This window comes from Kitasatospora sp. NPDC089913 (assembly GCF_044748625.1).
Lineage (GTDB): Bacteria > Actinomycetota > Actinomycetes > Streptomycetales > Streptomycetaceae > Kitasatospora.
The window spans coordinates 23,472-45,203 of sequence record NZ_JBIVGI010000020.1; the positions used below are offsets into that span (position 1 = coordinate 23,472).

Annotated in this window: 17 protein-coding genes; 12 read left to right on the forward strand and 5 right to left on the reverse strand. The window is 74.4% G+C overall.

Annotated elements, in window-relative coordinates:
* Positions 1–117: 117 nt before the first annotated feature.
* From ald to ACIPYS_RS26905, 7 genes are all read left to right on the forward strand, one after another.
* Positions 118–1,233, forward strand: coding sequence for an alanine dehydrogenase (gene ald / locus ACIPYS_RS26875; protein WP_093859950.1), 1,116 nt, complete (start codon positions 118–120; stop codon positions 1,231–1,233).
* A 473-nt stretch (positions 1,234–1,706) separates the two neighbouring features.
* Entirely contained in the window at positions 1,707–2,774 is a 1,068-nt protein-coding gene (locus tag ACIPYS_RS26880) for an AAA family ATPase (protein WP_030396097.1), read from the forward strand.
* Positions 2,771–3,409, forward strand: a complete 639-nt coding sequence (locus tag ACIPYS_RS26885; protein WP_400750517.1) for a hypothetical protein — start codon at positions 2,771–2,773, stop codon at positions 3,407–3,409. Before ACIPYS_RS26880 ends, ACIPYS_RS26885 begins: the two co-directional genes overlap by 4 nt.
* A gap of 292 nt (positions 3,410–3,701) precedes the next feature.
* Positions 3,702–4,772 (forward strand): segregation and condensation protein A, encoded by a 1,071-nt coding sequence (locus ACIPYS_RS26890; protein ID WP_400750520.1) that lies wholly within the window; start codon positions 3,702–3,704, stop codon positions 4,770–4,772.
* 419 nt (positions 4,773–5,191) lie between these two features.
* Positions 5,192–5,785 (forward strand): SMC-Scp complex subunit ScpB, encoded by a 594-nt coding sequence (locus tag ACIPYS_RS26895; protein WP_400750739.1) that lies wholly within the window; start codon positions 5,192–5,194, stop codon positions 5,783–5,785.
* A gap of 64 nt (positions 5,786–5,849) precedes the next feature.
* Positions 5,850–7,148 carry a pseudouridine synthase gene (locus ACIPYS_RS26900; RefSeq protein WP_400750522.1) on the forward strand — a complete coding sequence of 433 codons (1,299 nt, stop codon included), beginning with the start codon at positions 5,850–5,852 and terminating at the stop codon, positions 7,146–7,148.
* Positions 7,149–7,364: 216 nt separating this feature from the next.
* Positions 7,365–8,348, forward strand: a complete 984-nt coding sequence (locus ACIPYS_RS26905; protein WP_093859946.1) for a helix-turn-helix domain-containing protein — start codon at positions 7,365–7,367, stop codon at positions 8,346–8,348.
* A gap of 27 nt (positions 8,349–8,375) precedes the next feature.
* Here ACIPYS_RS26905 and ACIPYS_RS26910 read toward each other — a convergent pair whose 3' ends face one another.
* From ACIPYS_RS26910 to ACIPYS_RS26920, 3 genes are read right to left on the reverse strand one after another with little or no spacing between them, the layout of a single operon-like run.
* Positions 8,376–8,738, reverse strand: a complete 363-nt coding sequence (locus ACIPYS_RS26910; protein ID WP_093859945.1) for a DUF952 domain-containing protein — start codon at positions 8,736–8,738, stop codon at positions 8,376–8,378.
* A 55-nt stretch (positions 8,739–8,793) separates the two neighbouring features.
* Positions 8,794–10,440: a DUF4139 domain-containing protein gene (locus tag ACIPYS_RS26915; protein ID WP_400750526.1), complete on the reverse strand. Its 1,647-nt coding sequence runs from the start codon at positions 10,438–10,440 to the stop codon at positions 8,794–8,796.
* 3 nt (positions 10,441–10,443) lie between these two features.
* Positions 10,444–12,744 carry a DUF4139 domain-containing protein gene (locus ACIPYS_RS26920; protein ID WP_400750529.1) on the reverse strand — a complete coding sequence of 767 codons (2,301 nt, stop codon included), beginning with the start codon at positions 12,742–12,744 and terminating at the stop codon, positions 10,444–10,446.
* A 397-nt stretch (positions 12,745–13,141) separates the two neighbouring features.
* On the opposite strand from ACIPYS_RS26920, the gene ACIPYS_RS26925 reads away from it, so the two are divergent.
* The 3 genes from ACIPYS_RS26925 to der all read left to right on the forward strand — a co-directional run bounded on the left by ACIPYS_RS26925 (position 13,142) and on the right by der (position 16,828).
* Positions 13,142–14,227 carry a prephenate dehydrogenase gene (locus tag ACIPYS_RS26925; protein ID WP_093859942.1) on the forward strand — a complete coding sequence of 362 codons (1,086 nt, stop codon included), beginning with the start codon at positions 13,142–13,144 and terminating at the stop codon, positions 14,225–14,227.
* Positions 14,228–14,480: 253 nt separating this feature from the next.
* On the forward strand, positions 14,481–15,200 hold the full coding sequence (cmk, locus tag ACIPYS_RS26930; protein WP_231978524.1) for a (d)CMP kinase: 720 nt from the start codon (positions 14,481–14,483) through the stop codon (positions 15,198–15,200).
* A gap of 170 nt (positions 15,201–15,370) precedes the next feature.
* Entirely contained in the window at positions 15,371–16,828 is a 1,458-nt protein-coding gene (gene der / locus ACIPYS_RS26935; RefSeq protein WP_093859940.1) for a ribosome biogenesis GTPase Der, read from the forward strand.
* 236 nt (positions 16,829–17,064) lie between these two features.
* Here der and ACIPYS_RS26940 read toward each other — a convergent pair whose 3' ends face one another.
* Complete coding sequence (locus ACIPYS_RS26940; RefSeq protein ID WP_400750535.1) at positions 17,065–17,880, reverse strand: hypothetical protein; 816 nt, start codon at positions 17,878–17,880, stop codon at positions 17,065–17,067.
* Between the two features lie 300 nt (positions 17,881–18,180).
* A complete protein-coding gene (locus ACIPYS_RS26945; protein ID WP_093859938.1) occupies positions 18,181–19,068 on the reverse strand; it encodes a hypothetical protein in 888 nt (295 codons plus the stop codon).
* A gap of 682 nt (positions 19,069–19,750) precedes the next feature.
* Between ACIPYS_RS26945 and ACIPYS_RS26950 the strand changes: the two genes are divergently transcribed.
* Together ACIPYS_RS26950 and ACIPYS_RS26955 are read left to right on the forward strand one after the other, a co-directional pair.
* Positions 19,751–20,566 carry a transglycosylase family protein gene (locus ACIPYS_RS26950; RefSeq protein ID WP_093859937.1) on the forward strand — a complete coding sequence of 272 codons (816 nt, stop codon included), beginning with the start codon at positions 19,751–19,753 and terminating at the stop codon, positions 20,564–20,566.
* A 267-nt stretch (positions 20,567–20,833) separates the two neighbouring features.
* Positions 20,834–21,610, forward strand: coding sequence for an alpha-ketoglutarate-dependent dioxygenase AlkB family protein (locus ACIPYS_RS26955; protein ID WP_400750540.1), 777 nt, complete (start codon positions 20,834–20,836; stop codon positions 21,608–21,610).
* The last annotated feature ends 122 nt before the right edge of the window (positions 21,611–21,732 follow it).

Genomic DNA, 21,732 nt, shown 5'->3' on the forward strand with positions numbered 1-21,732 from the left:
TCGTACTCAGTCGCGCAGCGAGCCGTGCCCCGGTGCCATCCGGAGGCTTCCCCCCGTGCGCGTCGCCCGCCGGTCTTCTCCGGTAGGGACCCCCATGGCAAGAGGACGTGTTTAGCCGTGAAGGTCGGCATCCCCCGCGAGGTCAAGAACCACGAGTACCGCGTGGCCATCACGCCCGCCGGCGTGCATGAGCTCGTCCGCAACGGACACGAGGTCTACATCGAGGACAACGCCGGTGTCGGCTCCTCGATCCCGAACGAGGAGTACGTGGCCGCCGGCGCCACCATCCTCCCCACCGCCGACGAGGTGTGGGCCACCGCCGACCTGCTGCTGAAGGTCAAGGAGCCCATCGCGGAGGAGTACCACCGCCTGCGCAAGGGCCAGACGGTCTTCACGTACCTCCACCTGGCGGCCGACCGCGCCGGCACCGACGCGCTGGTCGCCTCCGGCACCACCGCGATCGCGTACGAGACCGTGCAGCTCGCCAACGGCGCCCTCCCGCTGCTCGCCCCGATGTCCGAGGTCGCGGGCCGGCTGGCCCCGCAGGTCGGGTCCTACCACCTGATGCGCCCGGCCGGCGGCCGCGGCACCCTCCCCGGCGGCGTTCCCGGCACCCACCCGGCCAAGGCCGTCGTCATCGGTGGCGGCGTCTCCGGCTGGCACGCGGCCACCATCGCCATCGGCATGGGCTACGACGTGACCCTGCTGGACCGCGACATCAACAAGCTGCGCGAGGCCGACAAGATCTTCGGCACGAAGATCAAGGCCATCATGTCCAACTCCTTCGAGCTGGAGAAGGCCGTCATCGAGGCCGACCTGGTCATCGGCGCGGTGCTGATCCCGGGCGCCAAGGCCCCGAAGCTCGTCACCAACGAGCTGGTCTCCCGCATGAAGCCGGGCTCCGTGCTCGTCGACATCGCCATCGACCAGGGCGGCTGCTTCGAGGACTCGCACGCCACCACGCACGCCGAGCCGACCTTCCAGGTCCACAACTCGGTCTTCTACTGCGTGGCCAACATGCCGGGCGCCGTCCCGAACACCTCCACCTACGCGCTGACCAACGCGACGCTGCCGTACGTCGTCGAGCTGGCCAACCGGGGCTGGAAGGAGGCGCTGCGCCGCGACGCCGCGCTGGCCAAGGGTCTGAACGTCCACGAGGGCCAGATCACCTTCGCCGCCGTCGCCGAGGCCTTCGGCCTGGAGTCGGTCTCCCTGGACTCCGTGCTCGCCTGAGGCACGACCCCGCGTCGCCCCCGACCCGATGTCCTCGGGTCGGGGGCTTCGCCGTGCCTGTCCGCGGGGTCACGCTGAGTCCTCGCGGAGGGTGTGAACTAGGGGTGAACCCCGTGACGACTTCGGGGGTGGAACGGGCGGGTCGCCCTGTCGTCAATTTCTGTGGGTCGTGTCACCCCACCGCAGAAACGTTAGGGTCAAGGGCCCTCGCATCCCTTGACAGAGGGTTGCCCGATAGTCGACACATCCTGCCCACTACCGTGGATTGTGTTGCTGCGAACGCCTTGAACGGCCTAGAGTCGCAAACCGTCGGCATGCTGCCACGCTGACGAATCGACATAGAGTCCTGGATGCCCAAGGAGGTAAGACGACTTGTGAATGAGTCGACATTTGCTCCCGGGGGTGGTCAGCCAGGACTGGCGGAGCACACCGCCGGCCAGCCGAGTGGGGAGTCCGGGGCCAGGCAGGCCTCCGTGGGCTCGGCCGAGGTCGGCTCGGTCGCTCTCCGTACTTTCGAAGCACGCCAGAACACAGCACAGGTGACCACGGTGACCGACTACGACGCCGAACTGCCGGCCCACGGCCTGGCCTACGGCGAGTTCGCCTACGGCGCCTACGACGACCCCGACGCCGAGTACGAGCCGGACCCGGAGTACGCGGCCACGCTCGCCCCCGACGCCGCGCGCCAGCGCCGCGAGCGGATCGGCCCGACCGGACGTCCGCAGCCGTACTTCCCGATCCCGGCGCCGGTGGCCGAGCACGGCCCCGCCCAGATCATCGCGATGTGCAACCAGAAGGGCGGCGTCGGCAAGACCACGTCGACCATCAACCTGGGTGCCGCGCTCGCCGAGTACGGCCGCCGGGTGCTGCTGGTCGACTTCGACCCGCAGGGCGCCCTCTCCGTCGGACTCGGCGTCAACCCGATGGAACTCGACGTCACCGTCTACAACCTGCTCATGGAGCGGGGGCTGACGGCCGACGAGGTGCTGCTGAAGACGGCCGTGCCGGGGATGGACCTGCTGCCGTCCAACATCGACCTCTCCGCCGCCGAGGTGCAGCTGGTCAGCGAGGTGGCCCGGGAGTCCGCGCTGGCGCGCGCCCTGAGGCCGCTGCTGCCCGACTACGACTACGTCATCATCGACTGCCAGCCCTCGCTGGGCCTGCTGACGGTCAATGCGCTGACGGCCGCTCACAGCGTGATCGTGCCGCTGGAGTGCGAGTTCTTCGCGCTGCGCGGTGTCGCGCTGCTCACCGAGACCATCGAGAAGGTCTGCGAGCGGCTCAACCCGGAGCTGCGGCTGGACGGCATCCTCGCCACCATGTACGACTCGCGCACCGTGCACAGCCGTGAGGTGCTGGCGCGCGTGGTCGAGGCGTTCGGCGAGCACGTCTTCCACACCGTCATCGGGCGGACCGTGCGCTTCCCGGAGACCACCGTCGCCGGCGAACCGATCACGACGTACGCGACCAATTCGGTCGGTGCCGCCGCCTACCGCCAGCTCGCCAGGGAGGTGCTCGACCGGTGCCGCCCCGCCGAGTGAGTCTCCCGGGGGCCGACGAGCTGTTCCGAACCACCGGCGGGATGGCGCTCTCGCCGTCCCTCGCGTCGCGTTCGGCCGTCGAGGCCCCCAGACCGGAGACCGCCCGGGCGGTCAACGGCGCCGGTGACCCGGACGGCGCCGAGGGCGTCGACGAGGTCGCCGCGGCCGACGGCACCGGACCGGCCGACGGCGCCGAGGGGCCGGAGCACGCCGGCAGCGGCACGGACCGGACCGGGGACCAGGCGGAGGGCCGACGGAGCACGCGCCGCGAGACCGGTGCGGCGGGCGCGTCCGTGCCCGCTCCCGCCCAGCCGGGCGGCCGGACCTCGGCCCCGGCGCCGCGGCAGCACGCCGGCGCGGTCGAGGACCAGGCGGGTGCCGCGGGGCGGCCCCGTCCGCGTGGCCGTGCCCCCCGCCGTCCCAGCGGGCGCGAGCGGCACGACGAGAAGATCACCGTGTACGTGTCCGCCGAGGAGCTGATGGACCTCGAGCACACCCGGCTGGTGCTCCGCGGTGAGCACGGCCTGGCGGTGGACCGGGGCCGGATCGTGCGGGAGGCCATCGCGGTCGTCCTGGCGGACCTGGAGCAGCGCGGCGAGGCCAGCATCCTGGTGCGGCGGCTGCGCGGGCGCTGAGCCCGTGCCTCGGGGCCGCGGGGGGTCCGGGGCGGGTCGTGGTCCGTGCGGTGAGCGGCGTCCGGGAGGGACCGCGGTCGCCCTGGCGGGTCGCCGGGCCGTGCGGTGGGGCCGGCAGGCCCCGTAAGGGCGGTTGTGCGGGCGCCGAGCCCGTGCCTCGGGGCCCGAGGGCGGTCCGGGCGGGCCCGGGGCCGTGCGGTGGCCGTGCGGGCGGCTGCGGGCCCGGCGGGGACCGGCGTGTCGACGGCCCCGGTGCGGGGTGACCGGTGCCGCCGGGCGAAGATGGACCGTCATGCCGAGCACCTCCGAGAGCCCCGTCGACGCCCAGGCCGCCGCTGTCGCCGCGGCGGAGCCCGGCGCGCCGGCCGTCGCGGACGGGGGCGCGGACCGTGCGGGCGGGGGCGCGGACCGTGCGGGCGGGGCGGGTAGCGACGGACCGGGGACCGACGGGCCGCATGGCGGCTTCCGGGTCCGGCTGGACAACTTCGAGGGCCCGTTCGACCTGCTGCTGAGCCTGATCGCCAAGCACCGGATGGACGTCACCGAAGTGGCGCTGGCGACGGTCACCGACGAGTTCCTCGCCCACATCAGGGCCATGGGGCCGGACTGGGACCTGGACGCGGCGACCGAGTTCCTGGTGGTCGCCGCCACCCTCCTCGACCTCAAGGCGGCCCGGCTGCTGCCCGCCGCCGAGGTCGAGGACGAGGAGGACCTCGCCCTGCTGGAGGCGCGCGACCTGCTCTTCGCGCGGCTGCTCCAGTACCGGGCCTACAAGCGCGCGGCGGCCCTGTTCGGCGAGCGCTGGGCCGCCGAGCTGCTCCGGCGTCCGCGCAGCGTCGGCCTGGAACCCCGGCACGCCGCGCTGCTGCCCGAGGTCGTGATCGCCATCGGCACCGAGCGTTTCGCGCAGCTCGCCGCCCGGGCGATGACGCCCAAGCCCCCGCCCGTCGTCTACGTCGACCACATCCACAGCCCGCCGGTGAGCGTGCGCGAGCAGGCCGGTCTCGTGGTCGACCTGCTGGCCGAGCTGGGCGAGGCCACCTTCCGGAGGCTGGTCGAGGACGCCCCGGACACCATGGTGGTGGTCGCCCGCTTCCTGGCGCTGCTGGAGCTCTACCGGGAGCGGGTGCTCGCGTTCGAGCAGCCGGACGCGCTGGGGGAGCTGCTGGTGCGCTGGGTGGCCGAGGCGGACCGGGGCGTGATCGAGGTGACGGACGAGTTCGATCGGCCGCCGGACGGGGCGGAGCAGTCGTCGCGCGCGCCGGGGTCGGCCGCGGGGTCGGTCTCCGGGATGGCGGCGGGTTCGGCCTCGGGATCGGCGGCGGGTTCGGCAGCGGTGAAGGGCGAGGAGGACGGGCGATGACGGTCGGGAACGGCGGGGCGGGCGGTGGACGGCCGGCCAGGCGGGCGCTGGGGGTGCCGGGCCAGCCGAGGGCCGAGGAGTGGCAGGAACCGGCGCCGAGCGTCCTGGAGGACGGTCCGGTGTCGGTTGCCGGGGCCGTCCCCGCGGTCGTGGCCGCCGTGGCGGCGGTCGCGGCGGCGGGCGAGGCGGTCGCGGCGGTCGACGTGGTGCCGGTGGAGGTGGTGCACCAGAAGTCGGCGCCGTCGACTTCTCCGGCGGACCTTCCGGCGGGGCTTCCCGGAGACTCTCCGGCGGACTCTCCCGCCGGGCTCTCCGAGGACGCTCCGGCGGAGCTTCCCGAGGACCGTCCCGAGGCTCGTCCCGGCGGCTTCCCGGCGGAGGACGGGCCCGGACTGCGGGCGGAGCTCGAGGCGATCCTGATGATCGTCGACGAGCCGGCCGCCGAGGCGCACCTGGCGGCCGTGCTGGAGCGCCCCCGTTCGGAGGTGGCCTCGGCCCTGCGCGGGCTGTCCGCCGAGTACACCGCCCAGGGGCGCGGCTTCGACCTGCGGCAGGTGGCCGGGGGCTGGCGTTTCCACAGCCGCGCCACCTGCGCCCCGGCCGTCGACCGCTTCGTCCTGGACGGCCAGCAGGCCCGTCTGACCCAGGCGGCGCTGGAGACCCTGGCGGTGGTCGCCTACCGGCAACCGGTGTCCAGATCGCGGGTCTCAGCCGTCCGCGGTGTGAACTGTGACGGCGTGATGCGTACCCTGGTACAGCGAGGACTGGTGGAAGAGGCCGGATCCGAGCCCGAAACAGGTGCGATCCTGTATCGGACGACGAACTACTTCCTGGAACGGATGGGGCTCCGCGGCCTGGACGAGCTGCCGGAGCTCGCCCCGTTCCTGCCCGAGGTCGACGACGTGGAAGCGGAGTCCCTGGAGGGCACGATGATCGCGGAGGCGGTCGCCGCCGCTGCCGCGAAGGCTGCGGACGGCAGTGGCGAGGCCGGTCGGGCTGCGCCTGATCGGTAGGGGGCGGTGAGGTCGGCCGAAACGACCGCACAGCCCAAGACGGTAACGACGTACGGACACTTTGATGCGTAGCAGTGGCAACGGCAGGAACAGCAGCGGCGGCGGCAGCGGTCGCGGCGGACAGGGCGGGGGCCGGGGCGGCTCCTACGGGGGCGGCTCGGGCCGCGGTGGCTCGGGAGAGCGCGGGGGTTCGTACGGCGGTGGCTCCGGCCGCGGTGGCTCGGGAGAGCGCGGCGGTTCCTACGGCGGCGGCTCCGGCTCGGCCCGTGGTGGCTCCGGCGCGCCGCGCACCGGCTCGGGCCGTCCGGGCTCGGGCGCGGGCCGTGCCGGCTCCGGCTCGTACGACCGGCGTGACGACCGCCGTGACGACCGTCGCTTCCCGGACCGCCCGCTGCGGCCCGAGGAGCGCAGGTACGACCGTCCCGAGTTCGGCGGCGGCCCCAACGCCACCCCGGCCCGCGGCGGCTACTCCGGGCGCCGGCCCGGCCCGGCCCCCCGGCCGCGCCGCGAGGGCGCGCCCGCCCCGGGCGACCCGCGGCGCCAGCCGCAGCGCTCGCGCGAGCTCCAGGCCCGGATCGAGGACGCGGTGCTGGCCCGCCACGACAAGCCGGCCGTGAAGCTGCCGAAGACCTTCGGCGAGCCCGAGGGCGAGCGACTGCAGAAGGTGCTGGCCCGGGCCGGCATCGGCAGCCGCCGCGCCTGCGAGGAGCTGATCGACCAGGGCCGGGTCGAGGTCAACGGCAAGCGCGTCACCGAGCAGGGCAAGCGGGTCGACCCGCAGAACGACGAGATCAAGGTGGACGGCCTGACCGTCGCCACCCAGTCGTACCTGTTCTTCGCGCTGAACAAGCCGGCCGGCGTGGTCTCCACCATGGAGGACCCGGACGGCCGTCAGTGCCTCGGCGACTACGTGACCAACCGGGAGACCCGGCTGTTCCACGTCGGCCGGCTGGACACCGAGACCGAGGGCATCATCCTGCTCACCAACCACGGCGAGCTGGCCCACCGCCTCACCCACCCCCGGTACGGCGTCACCAAGACCTACCTGGCCGCCATCCAGGGCCCGATCCCGCGCGACCTGGGCAAGCAGCTCGCCAAGGGCATCGAGCTGGAGGACGGCTACGCCCGCGCCGACAGCTTCAAGGTGGTCTCGAACGTCGGCAAGAACTACCTGGTCGAGGTGACCCTGCACGAGGGTCGCAAGCACATCGTCCGCCGGATGCTGTCCGAGGCGGGCTTCCCGGTCGAGAAGCTGGTCCGCACCCACTTCGGGCCGATCGCGCTCGGTGACCAGAAGTCCGGCTGGCTGCGCCGGCTGACCAACCCCGAGGTCGGTCAGCTGATGCGCGAGGTCGGGCTGTAGCACCCCGACCCCCGGTCCCCGGAGGGCCTCCCCGCCAGTCGGCGGGGAGGCCCTCCGTCGTTCGGCGGATCTGCTGTGAAGCGGACCGCATCGTGGGGTGATCACCTTGTCAGCCCGGTGATCCGTGGCCGAGGATTGCCACCTGACCGCGACCCGCCGGGTGGCGGGACTGCGCCACCCCGTGCGGGGGGCCGGAGGCGAACGGGGAGCGACGCCGTGTCCGATGCACCACTCAGCGCTCTGGGACTGGCCGGAGCGGACGGGCAGGTCTACGCGGCGCTGGTGGCCAACCCGCAGTCCACCGCCGAGGACCTCGCCGGGCTCTGCGAACTGACTCCCCAGCAGAGCCTGCGGGCCCTGGACCGGCTCGCCCAGCAGGGCATGGCCACCCGGGCCCCGGTGGACCGCCAGCGCTTCCTGCCGGTCGCCCCGGACGTGGCGATCGGCACCCTGATCGGCCACCGCGAGTCCGAACTGCGACACGCCCGCGCCGAGATGCACCGGCTGATGGACGCCTTCCGGGAGGCGTCCCGGTACACCGACCCGGCGCACTCGGTCGAGGTGCTGACCGGCGGCGAGGCGATAGCCCAGCGCCTGGAGCACATCACCGGGACCAGCCAGTACCAGATCCGCGGCTTCGACTGCCCGCCCTACATCCAGGACCCGGTCGCCAACATCCCGTTGCAGCGGCAGCGGCTGGGCGAGGGCGTGCGGTTCCGGACCATCTACGACCGGGAGGCGGTGGCCTGGCCCGGCCGGCTGGAGAAGAACATCCTGGCCGGGGTCGCCGACGGGGAGGAGGCCAGGGTCAGGCCGGTGCTCCCGATGAAGATGGTCATGTCGGACGACCGGATGGCGATCATCCCGATCAGCGTCGGCGACAGCGTCCTCGACGCCGCCTACGTGATCCATCCCTCGGCGCTGCTCCAGGCCCTGGACACGCTCTTCGAGGCGGAATGGGAGCGGGCCGTCCAGCTGCAGGCCGCGATCGGCACCGGGGACGGGGCGCTGGAGCCGGAGGCCGACCACCGCAAGCTGCTCGGCCTGCTGGCGGCCGGCCTCACCGACGAGTCCATCGCCCGGTCGCTGGGCTGGAGCGCCCGGACCACCCAGCGCCGGCTCCAGTCGCTGATGCGCGAGCTGGGCGCCACCACCCGCTTCCAGGCCGGGATGGCGGCCCGGGAGCGGGGCTGGCTGTAGGGCGCGCCCGCCGGGCCCGCCGGGGCGTCAGCTCCAGGGGGAGAGCGACGCCCAGCGGCCGTCCGGGCCCCGCTCGACCTTCTCCAGGCCGACCACCGCCGTGCGGTTCAGCCGCCCGTAGATGTGCGGGAACAGCACCCCCGGAGTGGCCCCGGGCGGCGGCGCGCCGTTCGGGGCCTCCCACTTGACCATCGGTTCGACCAGCGACTCCTCGATCAGCAGCACCATCAGGGGTCCGCGGGTGTCGGCGAAGAACGCGTTGGCCACGGCCAGCGCGGTCGGCTCGTCCGCCGAGCAGTGGATGAACCCGTCGGTGAGCAGCGAGGCGGCCGCGTACGGCCGCCCCGGGTCGGCCAGCCAGTCGTCCAGGGGCGCGAGGTGCAGGATCATGCTCCTGTTGTACCTGTTCCGGCCGGGACGGGACGGGCGCCCGGGCCGCCGCCGCTCACAGGCCCGCCACCTTCGAGGAGGCGGAGACCTCGTACACCAGGGTCAGCGTGCGGCGGGCGCCCGGGCCGAGCGGGACGTCCCAGCGCACGATGCCCTCGGCGTCGAAGGCGTCCGGCACGGGTGAGCACTCCTCCTTGCGCAGCCGCACCTCCACCGCCGCCACCTCGGAGACCGGCACCCGTTCGCGCACCGCGACCAGCTGCTCGTCCCGCTCCTCCGGGCCGGAGAACCGGGACAGGTGCAGCCGGACCGTGCGGACGGTCACCGCACGCTGGCTCAGGCCCGCGGTGGACCGGCGCTCCTCGCTCTCCCGCACCACCCGGTAGCCGTCCGAGCTGCCGAAGGACAGTTCGGTGTCGGCGCCCGCCGCGGTGAACGGCAGCCGGCCGCGCCCGGTGAATCCGCTGCCGCGGACCAGCTCCACCGGCCCGGCGAGCAGGGGGTGGCCGGCCGTGTTGCGGAACCGGACCACCTGGGTCACCAGCGGCGACAGCTCCGGCGCGCAGGCGAACTCGCTGTGCGCCGGACCGTCGAAGGCGGCCAGCGGCACCCGGTGCGCCTTGCCGTCGGAGGGAACGGTGGCCGGGGCCGGGGCGTTCAGCACCCGTACCTCGCCGCCGTCGTCCACGCCCGGCACCACGCCGTCCGGTCCCAGTTCGGAGACCGCCTCCTCGCGCAGCTCGACCTCGACGGCGCGCTTCTCCTCGGTGGTGCGCTCGCGCAGGACCAGCACGTCCTCGGCGAGCGCGGGGGGTTCGGTGGCCAGCGCCGACCGGGCGGTGGAGAAGGTCAGCCGGACCCCGTCCCACGGCTCGCCGGTGCGCTGCCAGACCACCGCCTCGGACTCCAGCCGCAGCACGCCGTCGGCCAGGGTGGCGCGGTAGGACGGCCGCCACAGGGCGCACGGCACCAGGTGGTGCACGGTGAGCCGGGCCGGGCCAGCCGCGGCGGCCTCGACGGTGAGTTCGAGGTGGGCGACCAGTTCGGCCGGCCGCTCCTCGGACTCCTCCAGGGCGCCGAGCGCCGCCGCGCGGTCCACCTCCAGCCGACGCAGCCGGACCCGGGCGGCGCGCAGCTCCTCGCCGTGCTGCTCGCGGCCGGCGTCGACCCGGTCCAGCTCGCGGTGCCAGCGGGTGCGTTCGACCTCGCCGGCGCCGGCTCCCTCGCCGACCTCCCGCAGCAGATCGGTGCTGAGCTGGGCGAGCAGGGCCAGCCGGGCCTCCAGTCGGTCGGTCAGCCGTTCCTCCTCGCGGATCCGGACCTCCAGCGCGTGCAGCCGGTGGCGCAGCTCGGAGTCGCCGGGGCCGGGCGGCAGCGGCGGGCGGGGCGTCCAGGCGCGGGTGATCCGGGCGTCCAGGACGCGGACGCCCGGGGTGTCCGACTCGGCGCGCAGGGTGCGGTCGACGGCGAGGGCGGTGAGCGGGCCGAGCCGCAGCCGCTGGACGCCGGCGGCCAGCGTCGGCGAGGCGGTGCGGCCGATCCGGGCGCGGTCCTCCAGGCAGGTGACGGTGGTGACGGGCAGCGCCGTCACGGGGGGTGCGGTCAGGGGGAGCGGGGCGGTGGGGGCTGGGGCGGCGGTGCCCGGGGTGTCCGGTCCCGGGGCACCCGCGCTCGCGGCGCCGGGGAGGGGGGTGACGGTCATCGTTCAGTTCCTCCGGTTTCCGCCGACGATGGCCTTTCCGGCCGGGATTCTGATCTGGTAGCCGCCGTCCAGCTCGGCCCGGCCGCCCGGCGGCAGCTCGACCCGCCGGAGCCGGGTGCCGGGCGGGCACTCGGTGGACGGTTCGTCCGGTGCGTGCCAGCCGGGCCGTTCCTCGATCCGGACATCGGCGTCGGAGCTGACCGGTACCCGTTCGCGGACCTCGACGGTGACCGGGCGGCCGAGCCGGTTGGCCAGCTCGACGCGCACCCGGTGGTCGAGCACGGTGCTGCTGTTCAGCATGCCCGCGGTGGACTCGTGCAGCTCGGTACGGCGCGTCACCTCGACCGACTCGGCGACACCGATGCCCAGTCGGCGCACACCGCCGGGGGCGAGGGTGGGCAGCGCCCCGGTGAGCAGGAACTCGTCGTCGACGGTCACCTCGACCGGGCCGGCGAGCACGGCGCGGGCGGTGCCGTTGGTGAGCACCAGGGTCGCGTAGACCCGCTCCTCCACCGCGGGCACGGCGACGTACTCGGGCCGGACGCTCACCGCGATGTCGTCGATCGTGACGGTGTGCCAGGTGCCGTCGGACGGGATGTCGGCGGGCGCGGCGGCGTCGAAGCGGTGCTCGAAGGAGCCGGTCGAGACCTGCGGCGGCACCGCGTGCTGCGGCATCGGGAGGCGCTGCAGCCGGGCGCCGTACGGGCCGGCCGCGGTCCGGATGCCGGCGCCCGGGCGGAACACCCGGTGCAGGGTGCCGCGCCGGCCGGTGTCGCCGTCCGGGCCGAGCAGTTCGAGCACGGGGTAGTCGAGCAGTTGTTCGTCCGGGACCGGCGGTCCGGGCGGGGGCGCGAACGGGGCGGGCGCGCCGGCGAGCAGGAAGTCGGGCTCGTCGGTGGGGCCGGCGGTTCCGGCGCCCTCGGCGGTGAAGGCCGAGCGGACGCGGCGGGCCTCGGGCGGCAGCGGCACCCCGCCGTAGCCGGCGGCCCCGGGCGGCTGCGGGGCCGGGTACATGCTGCCCTGGGCGCCGCCGCGCGCTGCGCGGCGGTGCGCTCCGCCGCCGGCCGGGCGGGAGGGGAACGAGGCGGCCGCGGGGGCCGGGGGCGGGGGCGGGGCGGCTACGGTCGGGCTCACCGGGACCGGGGCCGGGACCGGGGCCGAAACCGGGGCCGACATCGCGCGCGGCGTCCCGGGGGACCGGAGCGGGCGGTCCGGTACCGGGCGCGGACCGGCCGCGTCGTAGGCCGAGAACAGGTCGGACAGCCCGGCCGGCGGCTCGCGCCAGCCGGAGGACGGTGGGACCGGCTGGCTGCGGCCGATCCGCAGCGAGCGCAGCTTCGGCAGGTCGGTGCGGCGTTCCAGGTCGGCGGTGGAGAGGGCGAGGCGGACGCCGGTCCAGTCCTCGTCGGTCTGCTGGGCGACGGAGGCGCGCAGGACCAGGTGGCCGGTGTCGTCGCCCTGCCGGTAGGACAGGCGGTACGAGGGCACCCAGCGGGCGGCCTGGACGGTGTACTCCAGCTCGATGTCCAGCTCGGGGGTGGTCGCTTCGGTGCTGCCGGTGGCGTCGGTGGTGTCGGTGCTCTCGGTCGTGCCGGTCGTGCCGGTCGGTGCGGCGGCTTCGGTGCTGAGGGTGAGGAGGGCGGTGGTCGCGGTCGTGATCGCCTCCTGCGGGTCGGCGGTGGTCGCCCGGGCGATCCGGTCGGCGAGCAACTCGGTCTCGTGCTCGGCGAGTTCGATGTCCCGGGTGAGCAGCTCGGCGCGCCGGTGGAGCCGCTCCAGGCGTTCGTCCACGAAGTCGGCCAGTTCGAGCCAGGCGTCGGCGGGCGTGCGGCGCAGCGGTTCGTCGCGGCGCCGGGCCGGCGGGACGGCGCGCAGCGCGGTGGTCTCGGCGACGGCGGCCAGCACCAGTCGGAGACGTTCCCGCAGGGTGCTCTCGTGCTCCCTGGCCTCGTCCAGCCGCAGCCGCAGTTCGGGCAGCTCGGAGGGGTCGCGGAGTTCGGCGACCGCCTCCAGCCGGGCCCCGGTGACGGCGGTGCCGGCCGGGCCGGAGAGGACCCGGGCGCGCAGCGAGCGTTCGTCGAGTCTTCCGGGCAGGCCGGTCAGCCGGATCCGCCCGTCCGGGGGCAGGGCCACCCGGGCCCGGCGGCGGCAGACCGCGCCGACGGCGTGGACGACCACGGAGTCCAGGACCGAGGGGACGGTCGGGACGGTGGGTCCTCCTCCGGTGGAACCGGTGGCGGAACCGGTGGTGGTGGTGCTGTGTTCCTGCGGTTGATGCTGGTCGCTGCTGTGCTGATCGTTCACCCGGCCAACCCCTTCGTCGCGTACCTTCGGCGCCGAGCGCGCGCCGAGCCTTCTCCCGGGCGGCCCATCCTGCCGTGTGCCCGTTCCCGCGTCCCCGGTTTTCCGTCGTGCGTGGCGTGCGGTCGGCGATGTCCGCTCGGTGGCACCCGTCGGTCGCTGTCGTGGGGTGTCGTCGTGGGGGCGGTGCCGGGGCAGGTGGTGCGGGTCCGTGTGAGTGGGGACGGCCGCGGTGCCCGGTGCGGTTGCGGACGGCGGCCGCGCGGGCGGTGGTGATGGGGGAGGATAAGGCGGGCCCGGTCCGCGGTCGGTTCCGCGTCGCCCGGTTCCGGTCCTTGTCGTTCCGTGCTGTTCCGTTCCGTTCCGTGCTGTTCCGTTCTGTGAGGAGAGCCACCCCGCCATGCGCACAGCTGTCGTCGTCGGTACCGGACTCATCGGCACCTCCGCCGCGCTCGCCCTCACCGGACGGGGTCTGACCGTCCATCTGGAGGACGCCGACCCGGACGCCGCCCGCACCGCCGCGTCGCTGGGCGCCGGCACCACCGAACCGGCCGACGGTCCGGTGGACCTGGCGATCATCGCCGTCCCGCCCGCGCTGGTCGGCAAGGTGCTGGCCGACTGCCAGCGTCGCGGCCTGGCGCAGTACTACACCGACGTCGCGAGTGTGAAGGACGGCCCGCGGGCCGAGATCGCCGCGCTCGGCTGCGACACCGTGCACTACCTGGGCAGCCACCCGATGGCCGGGCGGGAGCGGTCCGGCCCGCTGGCGGCCCGCGCCGACCTCTTCGAGGGCCGGCCGTGGGTGCTCACCCCCACCCCCGACACCGACACCGGGGCGCTGAACGCCGTCCTCGAACTGGTCGCGCTCTGCGGGGCCATGCCGATCGTCATGGACGCCGCGGACCACGATCGCGCGGTCGCCCTGGTCTCGCACGCCCCCCAGCTGCTCTCCTCGCTGGTCGCGGCCCGGCTGGAGCACGCCGACGAGACGGCCATAAGGCTCTCCGGCCAGGGCGTCCGGGACGTCACCCGGATCGCCGCCTCCAACCCCGCGATGTGGGTGGACATCCTGTCCGCCAACGCGGGCGCGGTGGCGGACGTGCTGGCGGAGTTCGCCACCGACCTCGGCGAGACCGTGGCCGCGCTGCGTGCCCTCCAGGCCGCCGAGGAGGCCGAGCGGCAGGGCGGCACGGCGGGCATCGAGGCGGTCATGCGGCGTGGGAACACCGGCCAGGCCCGGATCCCGGGCAAGCACGGCGCACCGCCCACCCGCTACGAGACCGTCGCCGTCGTGCTCGGCGACCAGCCCGGCGAGCTGGGTCGGCTGTTCGGCGAGGTCGGCGCGGCCGGGGTCAACATCGAGGACGTCGTGATCGAGCACTCGACCGGCCAGCAGGTGGGCTTCGTCCAGCTGGCGGTGGCGCCGGGGGCGGTCCGGGCGCTGACGGCGGCGCTGCGGTCGAGCGGGTGGAGCGTCCGGGACTGACCGCTGCCGCCCCGCCGGTTGCCGGGCCGGGCCGGGGCCGGTTGCTGTGCCGGGCCGAGGTTGGTTGCCCGAGCGGGTGCCGAGCCGGGTCGCCGGGGTCGGCCGGGAGGGCTCGGCACCGGCGGGGCCGGGTCGGGCGTCGGTCCATTAACCTTGAGGGAGACAATCCCCGGCTGCCCCGTAGATCCGGGCCGCCATGCTCGGAGACCAGAGATCCGAGCTCCAGCTCCAGCTCCAGAGAGAGGTTCGCGCCGTGGACACTGCCGACCGAGCGCACGCCCCGGTCGTCGTCGCCATCGACGGACCCTCCGGCTCCGGCAAGTCGACCGTCTCCCGGGCGGTCGCCGCGCGGCTGGGCCTGAGCTTCCTCGACACCGGTGCCATGTACCGGGCGATGACCTGGTGGATGCTGGCCAACGACATCGACGTGGCCGACCCGGAGGCGGTGGCGGTCGCCTGCGGCAAGCCGGTGATCGTGTCCGGCACGGACGCGGACGGCCCGACCATCACGGTCGACGGCCAGGACGTCTCCGGCCCGATCCGCGGCCCCGAGGTGACCGCGCAGGTCAGCGCCGTCTCGGCGGTGCCGGCGGTGCGGGCCCGACTGGTCGAGCTGCAGCGCGGCTGCGCCGGGGTCGCCGAGCGCGGCATCGTCGCCGAGGGCCGGGACATGGGGAGCGTGGTCTTCCCGGCCGCCACCGTCAAGGTTTTCCTGACCGCGTCGGAGGCGGCCCGGGCCGAGCGACGGGCGGCCGAGCTGCGGGCCAAGGGCCTGGACGAGGCGACCATCACCGCGATGGCCGCCGACCTGGCCCGCCGGGACGCCGCCGACTCCTCGCGGGCGACCGCGCCGCTCACCCAGGCGGCGGACGCCGTGCTGGTGGACACCAGCGAGCTCACTCTGGAGCAGGTGATCGACCGGATCACCACGCTGGTCGAGCAGCGGGCCGGAGCCGCGCTGTCGACGGTGTGATGCCGGCCGGACCGTTCGGTCCGGCTCCTCGACGGGAACGTCCGGCAAGAACTTTCTGACAACAACGGGGTGCCGCGGTGGCACCCGGACCAACTCGCGCTGCCCCGGAGGGGCAGGTACGCACGGTGTCTCCCTGGGAAGGGCCGCACCGGGAAACGGACAGTACGAACATGACCGCAGAGCACACCTCCGCCGGCCCCGGCGAGCTGGACGCCGCCGACTACGCCGAGTTCATGGCGCTCGCCGCCGAGGAGGGCTTCGACCTCGACGACGTCGACGGCCTCGGTGACGGCAGCCACGCGCCGCTTCCGGTGCTGGCCATCGTCGGCCGCCCGAACGTCGGCAAGTCGACCCTCGTCAACCGCATCATCGGCCGCCGCGAGGCCGTCGTCGAGGACAAGCCCGGCGTCACCCGCGACCGCGTCAGCTACGAGGCCACCTGGAACGGCCGCCGCTTCAAGGTCGTCGACACCGGCGGCTGGGAGATCGACGTCCTCGGCATCGACGCCATGGTCGCCGCCCAGGCCGAGCTGGGTATCGAGCAGGCCGACGCGGTGCTGTTCGTGGTCGACGCCACCGTCGGTGCCACCGACACCGACGAGGCCCTGATCAAGATCATCCGCCGGGCCGGCAAGCCGACCGTGCTCTGCGCCAACAAGGTCGACGGCCAGTCCACCGAGGCGGAGGCCGCCTACCTCTGGTCGCTCGGCCTGGGCGAGCCCTACCCGGTCTCCGCTCTGCACGGCCGCGGCTCCGGTGACCTGCTGGACGCCGTGATGGCCGCCCTGCCCGACGCCCCGCCGCAGACCTTCGGCGACGCCGCCCCCGGCGGCCCGCGCCGGGTCGCGCTGATCGGCCGGCCGAACGTCGGCAAGTCCAGCCTGCTGAACAGGGTCGCCGGCGAGGACCGCGTCGTCGTCAACGAGCTGGCCGGCACCACCCGTGACCCGGTCGACGAGATGATCGAGCTCGGCGGCAAGACCTGGAAGTTCGTCGACACCGCCGGCATCCGCCGCCGGGTCCACATGACCGCCGGCGCCGACTTCTATGCCTCGCTGCGCACCTCCGCCGCGCTGGAGAAGGCCGAGGTCGCCGTCGTCCTGATCGACTGCAGCGAGACCCTCGCCGAGCAGGACACCCGGATCATCTCGATGGCCGTCGAGGCCGGTCGCGCCGTCGTCATCGCCTACAACAAGTGGGACCAGCTCGACGAGGAGCGCCGCTACTACCTGGAGCGCGAGATCGAGCGCGACCTCGTCCAGGTCCAGTGGGCACCGCGGGTCAACGTCTCGGCGAAGACCGGCCGGCACATGGAGAAGCTCGTCCCGGCGATCGAGACCGCGCTGCAGGGCTGGGAGACCCGGATCCCGACCGCGCGGCTGAACGCCTTCCTCGGTGAGCTGGTGGCCGCCCACCCGCACCCGATCCGCGGTGGCAAGCAGCCGCGCGTCCTGTTCGGCACCCAGGCGGGCACTCGGCCGCCGCGGTTCGTGCTGTTCGCCTCGGGCTTCCTGGAGGCGGGTTACCGGCGCTTCATCGAGCGCCGGCTGCGCGAGGAGTTCGGCTTCGTCGGGACGCCGATCTCGATCTCGGTGCGGGTGCGGGAGAAGCGCAACCGGAAGAAGTAGCGGCTGACGCTCCCGGTGGAGCCGTTGAGGCGGTGAACCGGGCGTGAGCCGTGCGGAAGCGGTGGGGAAGGGCCCTGTCGGCCGGTCTTGTTCGGGACCGGGTGGCGGGGCCCTTCGTCGTGTCCGGCCGGGGCGGGTGCGGGTGCGGGACCGGTGGGGTGTGGGACGGGTCCGGTGCGGGGTGGGGCGCGGTGCGGTGCGGGGTGCTGCGGGTGGGGCGCGGTGCGCGGGGTCGGTCAGTGGTGGTCGCCGCTGCGGCCCGGGGGGAGTGAGAGCAGGCTGCGGTGGCGGCCGCCACTGGTCGCACCCGGGCCGCCGCCGGAGCCGTAGGCGGTGCCCACGGTCGGCACGGGGGCCGGGACCGGGACCGTCACCGGGGCGGGCGCGGGCAGCTGCGTCGCCATCGGGTGCGGGACGGCGCCGAGGTAGCCGGCCGCCACCCAGCCCTGGCCGGTGCCGATCTGGGCCTGGGCCGGGGCATGGGGGTGGGCGGCCTGGGCGGCGACGGGGTGGAATCCGGTCGCGTACGGGCTGGGCGCGTGGCCGGGGTGGCCTCCGTGGGTGTGGGCCTGGTCGTGCGCGTGGACCTGGGCCGGGAGGGCGGGGAGTCCGCCGTGGCTGTGCTGGTGGTGCTGGCCGTGCGGGCCCTGGTGGCCGGTGCTGGTGTGGTGGCCGGTGTGGCCGGTGTGGCCGGTGTTGGCGTGGTGACCGGTGAGCTCGGCCGGGCCGGCGGGGTCGGGGTTGCCCGGCTGGCTCGGCATGAACTGGGGGAGGCCGACCGCCTGGCCCGCGTACGTCTGGAACGCCTGGTGCTGCGGCGGATAGCCACGGTGGTCGGTCCGGTGGTCGGAGCGGTGGTCGGAGCGGTGGTCGTTCCGGTGGTCGGCGCGCCCGAGGCCGGTGTCGCGGACCGCGAAGCCGGCGAAGGCGAGGTCCTCCTCGCCCGAGCGGTCGCCGGGCAGGGCGCGGAAGAGGCGCCGGTACTCGGAGTACAGCTCGTCGTAGATCGGCGTCACCGAGTGCGGGTGCTCGGCGTCGTACGACGGGCGCATGCCCGGGATCGCGCGGGAGGCGGCGGACCGCCGGGGGGCTGCGGGGACGTCGTAGCTGTACACGCAGGGCCCAACGAGTGAGGACGCCGGGGGATGCGGGGTGCGGCGGGGCGATGGCGCGGTGACGGAGGGGGGTGGAAGGGCCCGGTGGCGGGGTGCGGCGGCGGGCGCGGCGGAGGGCTGCTGCCGCCCCGGCCGCCGCCGGTGGAGGCCGCGTCCGGGCAGCGGCGCCCACCGGCGGGGGCTCCACCGGTGGGCGCTCCACTGCCGGGCGCTCCGGCCGGCGGTCCCGGGCGCGGCTCAGGTGCCGGCGAGCGGGAGGGAGGCGGACACCACCTGGCCCATGGCCACCGCGCGCTCCAGTGCCTGGCGCAGCAGGTCCTCGCGCGGCTGCCGGCCGACCGTCCCGGCCGGGACCGCGTACATGGTCACCTCGCCGAGCTGGTTGGCGGCGAACCGCCAGGCGTCGGTCACCTGGAGCGGCTGGTGGGCCTGCCACCAGCCGGTGCTGCCCCCGGCCGCGGCGGGCTGGAGGATCGCGTGCAGCTTGCCCATCGCGACCAGCACCGACCATCCGGGCAGTTGCTCCGGGGTCCGGTCGAGGTCGGCGACGGGCTGGAATCCCGCGTCCTGGAGCAGGTCGAGGAACTCGTCCTCGCCGGTGGTGTTGCCGGGCCGGCCGACCGGCCCGGTCGGCTCGACGACGAGCGAGGCGTGGCCGGTGTCGCCGTGCAGCACCAGTCCGCAGGTGATGCCGAGGATCGCGGCCTGGCCGGGTGCGCCCGTCCGGCCGGCCGGGTCGGACGCCGCGGCCGGGGCGGGAACGGCCTGGGCGGGAAGAGCCTGGGAGGGAAAGGCCTGGGAGGCGAGGGGCGACTGCAGTCCGGCGGCGTCGGCGGACACGTCGCTCCGGGCCTGGCTGATGCTGCGGACGGCGCCGGCCAGCTGCTCCTCGGCGACCGGCACGACCTGGGACGGAATGCAGCGGGCGTGGGCGAAGGCGAGCACGGCCGTCTCGTCGCCGACGAACAGCACCGTGCTGGTCGGCTCCAGGAGCGCGTCGCCGGGGGTGCGGCAGGAGGTGCATTCGTAGCTGTCGGGTGCGTGGGCGCCGCCGAGCAGGCGGTCGGCCTCGTCGTCGCCGATCTCGGATCGGACCTCGTCGCTGACGTCGAGCATGCGCGGCACTGGGTCTCCTCGGTGCGGGGTCGGAAATACCGGTTGGGGGCTGTCGGGGCCGGCGCCCGGGGTCTCGGGGCCGGCCCCCGGGGTCGAACGCGGTGGAGCCGGAAGGTCGGGTCTGTTCGAGCCGGGAGGCGACGGCGGCCCGGCCGCCCTTACCAACGGGCCCTTGTGGCAGGGGTCACGGGTGGGGGGTCGGGGTGACGGGAATTGCCTCTGATCCGATCGCGGAGGGTGTTCTCTGCGTCGCAATCTGTCGATCTCGGAGGCGGGACTGCCGGAATGAAATGGTGAGGTGAGTCACGGCTCGTCGATGTTTGATCTAGGAAATGACGGTTAAAACGGACAAATTGGACATATTTACATGGTCGTTACCGCTGGTAACCCCGTGCTGAGCTGGGGAGACCTCCGGCTGTTTGAACCCCGGCCGCCCGCCTCGTAGCTTCATTGGCGGTGCAACGAGCACCACCCGGGTTCACCCCCGACGCACAGCCCGCCGGTTTCGCACCGGCGCCGGCGGTGCCCCCCGACGCGACCGCTCGAACAGGTCGCCGGTGTGTGGTGGGTGGCCGGGGCGGCACGGAACGTCCGACACGTACCCGGCCGCCCGACGGACGCGGCGAGCGATTCCAGACCCCCTCCAGGGCTTGGTTCCGCATGCCCTCCCGGGGCTGTCGAGAGGAACCTCATGACCTTCCGTAACGAGATCGCCGCTGCCACCACCACCGCCACCAAGCGCAACCGCGTCCGGATGGCTGTCGTGGCGGGCGCCGCTGTCGCGGCCCTGCCGGTGGCCGGCCTCGTCACGGCCACCTCGGCCTCGGCCGCCTCCGTCTCCACCTGGGACGCTGTCGCCCAGTGCGAGAGCGGTGGCAACTGGGCCATCAACACCGGCAACGGTTTCTACGGCGGTCTGCAGTTCACCTCCAGCACCTGGGCCGCCTTCGGTGGCACCGCCTACGCCTCGCAGGCCAACCTGGCCACCAAGGCGCAGCAGATCGCCGTCGCCGAGAAGGTTCTCGCCTCGCAGGGTCCGGGCGCCTGGCCCGTCTGCTCCGTCAAGGCCGGTCTGACCAAGGGCGGCGCCGCCGCCGCGGTCGACACCTCCACCCCGAAGGCCACCGAGGCCCCGAAGCCGGCCGCCCCCAAGGCCACCGAGGCTCCGAAGGCCGCCGCTCCGAAGGCCGTCGAGGCCCCCAAGGCCGCGCCGAAGGCCGTCGAGGCCCCGAAGGCCGTCGAGACCCCCAAGGCTGTCGAGGCTCCCAAGGCCGCGCCGAAGGCCGACGCCGCGTCCAAGGCCGACAAGGCCGCGAAGTCCGGCAAGTCCTGGACCTCGAACGACGCCAAGCAGGTCAACGGCACCTACACCGTCAAGGCCGGCGACACCCTGAGCAGCATCGCCGCCGCCAAGGGCATCGACTGGCACGCCCTGTACGACAACAATGCCAAGGTCATCGGTGGCAACCCGGACCTGATCCTCCCGGGCCAGACCCTCACCGTCTGATCCGACGCCGGCCGGTCCGAGACCGGTCGATCCGGCGGCGTCCGGTCTCGGACGCCGGCCGGTCCACGCCTCCACGGCCGCCCTTCCGCACTGCGGGAGGGCGGCCGTCGGGGGCTTCCAGCGTTTCCGGGGCTGCCGGTGGTCTCCGGTGGTTTCCGGGGCTTCCGGTGTTCCCGGTGTTCCCGGTTCCCGGTGTTCCCGGTGGTTTCCGGGCCCGGTGGCGGTGGCCGCGTCCGGTCCCTGCAGTATCCGGCCGTTGTCGGAGGGATGCGCGAGGATGGGGGCGTGACCCAGGGCGAGTTGTTCGGCGGACTCTTCGACGCCTCCCCCGACCTCGGACGGTCCGAGCCGGCTCCGGGGGCGGTGTTGCTCCCCGGCTGGCTGGACGCGGCGGCGCAGCTGCGCCTGGTCGCCGCCTGCCGGGCGTGGGCGCGTCCTCCCGCCGGGATGCACACCGTCCGGATGCCCACCGGCGGGACGATGTCCGTCCGCATGGTCGGTCTGGGTCTGCACTGGTATCCCTACGGCTACTCCGGCACCGCCGAGGACGGCACCCCGGTCAAACCCTTCCCGTCCGAGCTCGGCGCGCTCGCCCGGCGGGCGGTGGCCGAGGCGTACGGGGCGGCGGGCGTGGGCGAGGGCGTGGACGAGGGCGAACGTGGTGGTGGCGGAGCCAGTGGAGTCGGCGGAGTCGGCGGAGTCGGCGGTATCGCCGGGGCCGTCGGCTACGAGCCGGACGTCGCGATCGTCAACCACTACCCGCACGGTGCCCGGATGGGCCTGCACCAGGACCGCGACGAGCGCGTCGACGCCCCGGTGGTCTCGTTGTCGCTCGGCGACACCTGCGTCTTCCGGCTCGGCAACACGGAGACCAGGACCAGGCCGTGGACCGATCTGGAGCTGCGCGGCGGCGACCTGCTGGTGTTCGGCGGCCCGGCCCGGTTCGCGTACCACGGCGTGGTGCGGACCCTGCCCGGGACGGCGGACCCGGCGCTGGGGCTGACGGGACGGCTGAACATCACCGTCCGGCAGTCGGGCCTGTGACGCCTGTGACGCCTGTGACCGGCGCCGGACCGCTCCCACCTGCGGCGACTTTCCGCGCAGGGGCTACTGTTCGACCTCGTTCGAGTGAATTGGTGCGGTCGGCCCGAGTGACGGGAATGTCC